This is a genomic window from Arthrobacter sp. Y3223164 (assembly GCF_059091005.1).
The window spans coordinates 1-2,373 of record NZ_JBNHGF010000410.1; the positions used below are offsets into that span (position 1 = coordinate 1).

At 67.8% G+C, this 2,373-nt stretch carries 3 protein-coding genes; all 3 read right to left on the reverse strand.

What is annotated here, in order from left to right:
* Window positions 1-75: 75 nt before the first annotated feature.
* Entirely contained in the window at window positions 76-1,056 is a 981-nt protein-coding gene (locus AC5RUJ_RS14750; protein ID WP_494128372.1) for an SMP-30/gluconolactonase/LRE family protein, read from the reverse strand.
* A 166-nt stretch (window positions 1,057-1,222) separates the two neighbouring features.
* Window positions 1,223-1,621, reverse strand: coding sequence for a large conductance mechanosensitive channel protein MscL (mscL, locus tag AC5RUJ_RS14755; protein WP_494000429.1), 399 nt, complete (start codon window positions 1,619-1,621; stop codon window positions 1,223-1,225).
* Window positions 1,622-1,723: 102 nt separating this feature from the next.
* A partial coding sequence (locus tag AC5RUJ_RS14760; protein WP_494156091.1) for a M15 family metallopeptidase occupies window positions 1,724-2,373 on the reverse strand: 650 nt, incomplete at its 5' end.

Sequence of the window (2,373 nt, forward strand, 5' to 3'; positions counted from 1 at the left end):
AGACTGGGCGGGCGGGAAGCCGGTCCGGCGGCCGGCGGACCTGCCGGGACCCAAGGACCGCGTGCGGGGCAGCCCTCAGCGCCGGGCCTTCACCAGCACCACCTCGTAGCTGTCCGCCGTCGGCGGGTTCCCGGTGTCGAACTTCGCGTTCACGACGGCGAGTCGGCGGCCGAACAGCGCGGCGGTGGTCGGGGTCTGGAAAGCGTCACTGGTGATCACGGACCGGACCTCCCCGGAGCCAATCCGGCGGTCCAGCCTGATCACGCTGATCTGGTTGTCCATGTTTTGGACCGCCCAAAGCCAGCGGCCCTTCAGCACCAACCCGTCAACGTTGGGGACGCTGACGCCGGAGATTTCGGCGCTGGCACCGGTTGCCGGGTTCACGGTATACAGCGCAGCGTTGGCCGAGTGGGCCACAATCAGCTGCCGCCCGTGGTCGGCCGCCACTATGCCGTTCAGGTTGAACGCCGCGGGGGTTTCCGCGGCAGGGCCGCTCAGTTGCAATGTCCGCGGGCTGCCCAGCTGCCCGCGGTGACCGACCGGCACGAAGTACAGCTCGCCTTCGCGCGAGTTCGTAAACCAGGCGCCGCCCCGGCCAAGGGTTACGTCGTTGATGAAGGAGCTGGCGGGGTCGTTCAACTGGAACTCGGCCACAGGTTCCGCGGTCCGGGTGTTGTAAACATAGGCCTTGCCGGTAGGTCCGCCGGCCACGAAGAGCAGGTTCCGCCGCGTGTCGGCAGCCATGCCGACGGCGAACCGGCCGTCCGGTGCGTCGATGAACTTCTCGGCGGTGCCCCGCCGTACGTCGCCACGGAAGATATCGCCCGCCAGCAGGTCGCCGGCGTAGAAGGTGCTGCCACGGCCGGCGGCGATGCCCTCCGCGGACGTCGCGTCCGGCAGGTCGATGATTCGGTCCGTACACTCCGGTGACGAGCCGTGGGTGCCGGCGACAACGTGGCCGGCGGAAGCCGGCAGCCCCGTCAGCATCAGGGCGACGGCGGTCAGCAGGGCGGCGGCACATCGTGCCGCCAGGGAAAGGGGGAGGAGGGGTCGCATGGAGGTTCACCTGATTCTTGCGCGATGGTGTCGGGAGTTCCCTCCAGCAGGCTCCCGATGGTGATGCTCATAGCGTACGCCGGGCCGGCGGAAACGTCAGGCCCTCCCGGCGGCGCTGCCCGAACGGCCGGCAGCGGCGGTAGCGGCCCGCTTCCGGACGTCGCCCTTACGCCTGGTTGCGTGCCTGCAGTGCGTCGCGAATTTCGGTGAGCAGCGCGACCTGAGGGTCGACGGCCTCTTCTTCCTTGTTGATCCCCAGGCGGCGGTTGCGCCGCTCGATCATGTGGTTCATCGGTGCCACGATGACGAAGTAGATCGCCGAGGCGATGAGCAAAAAGTTCACGATGGCGGTCAGCAGGACGCCGAACGCGACGTTGTTCCCGTTGAAGTTCCAGAGCAGGAAACTGTCGAAATTAGGCGAGCCGACCAACCCGGCGATGAACGGCATCAGCACGCTGTTGACCAAGGCGTTGACCACGCTCCCGAAGGCCCCGCCGATGATTACGGCCACGGCAAGGTCAATGACGTTGCCCTTCATGATGAACTCTTTGAATCCGTTTATCATGTGGCCAATGTAGCGCCTCGGGGCAGGGACCTGGGGTAGCGGGGGCAGGGGCAGGAGGCCGTGGCAAGATGGGGCCGCAGCAGGATGGGCGGCTGCGGCCGCTCACGAATAGCGGGCGGCTCCGGGCAACCCGAAGTACTCCTCGAGCGTCTCGATGCCCCGTTTGGCCATGTCCGCGGCCACTTTCTTTCCCACGTAGCGCAGGTGCCAGGGTTCCGGCAAATAACCGGTCATGGCCTCGGCGCCGGGCCGGTAGCGGATGATGAATCCGAAGCGTGCGGCGTTGTGGGCCGCCCAGTTGCCCGCCGCCGTCTCGGCGAAACACTGCTGCAGGTTGCAGATCCCGGTGGCGTCGCCGATGTCCAGGGACAGCCCGGTTTGGTGCTCCGAATAACCGGGCCGCGCCGAAATCATGTCCGCGGCGGCCTCGCTGCCGTGTTGCCGGACCCAGTGGTTGTAGGTGCTGGCCTGCGTCGCGTAGGACCGGAACCCGCTGATCATGATCATGAACGCGCCGTCGGCGGCGGCCGCGTTGAACATGTCCTCGGTGGCAGTTGCCACAGCGTCCCGCAGCAGCGCCGATTCCCCGCCCGCGCCCAGGGCCACCGCCGGCTGGCGCAGGTCTCCGGGGTAGTAGTCCAAGGGATCGAGCGGACGGGCCTTGTTGACGACGACGGCGATGCTCGCCGGATCTGTGTGGTCCTCCCCGGCGGCCGCGGCGCCGTCCTTCTTGCCGCCGCCCGCGCCGTCCT

What these genes read in the sequence shown, in the direction of transcription:
- AC5RUJ_RS14750 (WP_494128372.1), bottom strand. Translation starts at nt 1,056, where the DNA reads ATGCGACCCCTCCTCCCCCTTTCCCTGGCGGCACGATGTGCCGCCGCC.
- mscL (WP_494000429.1), bottom strand. Translation starts at nt 1,621, where the DNA reads ATGATAAACGGATTCAAAGAGTTCATCATGAAGGGCAACGTCATTGAC.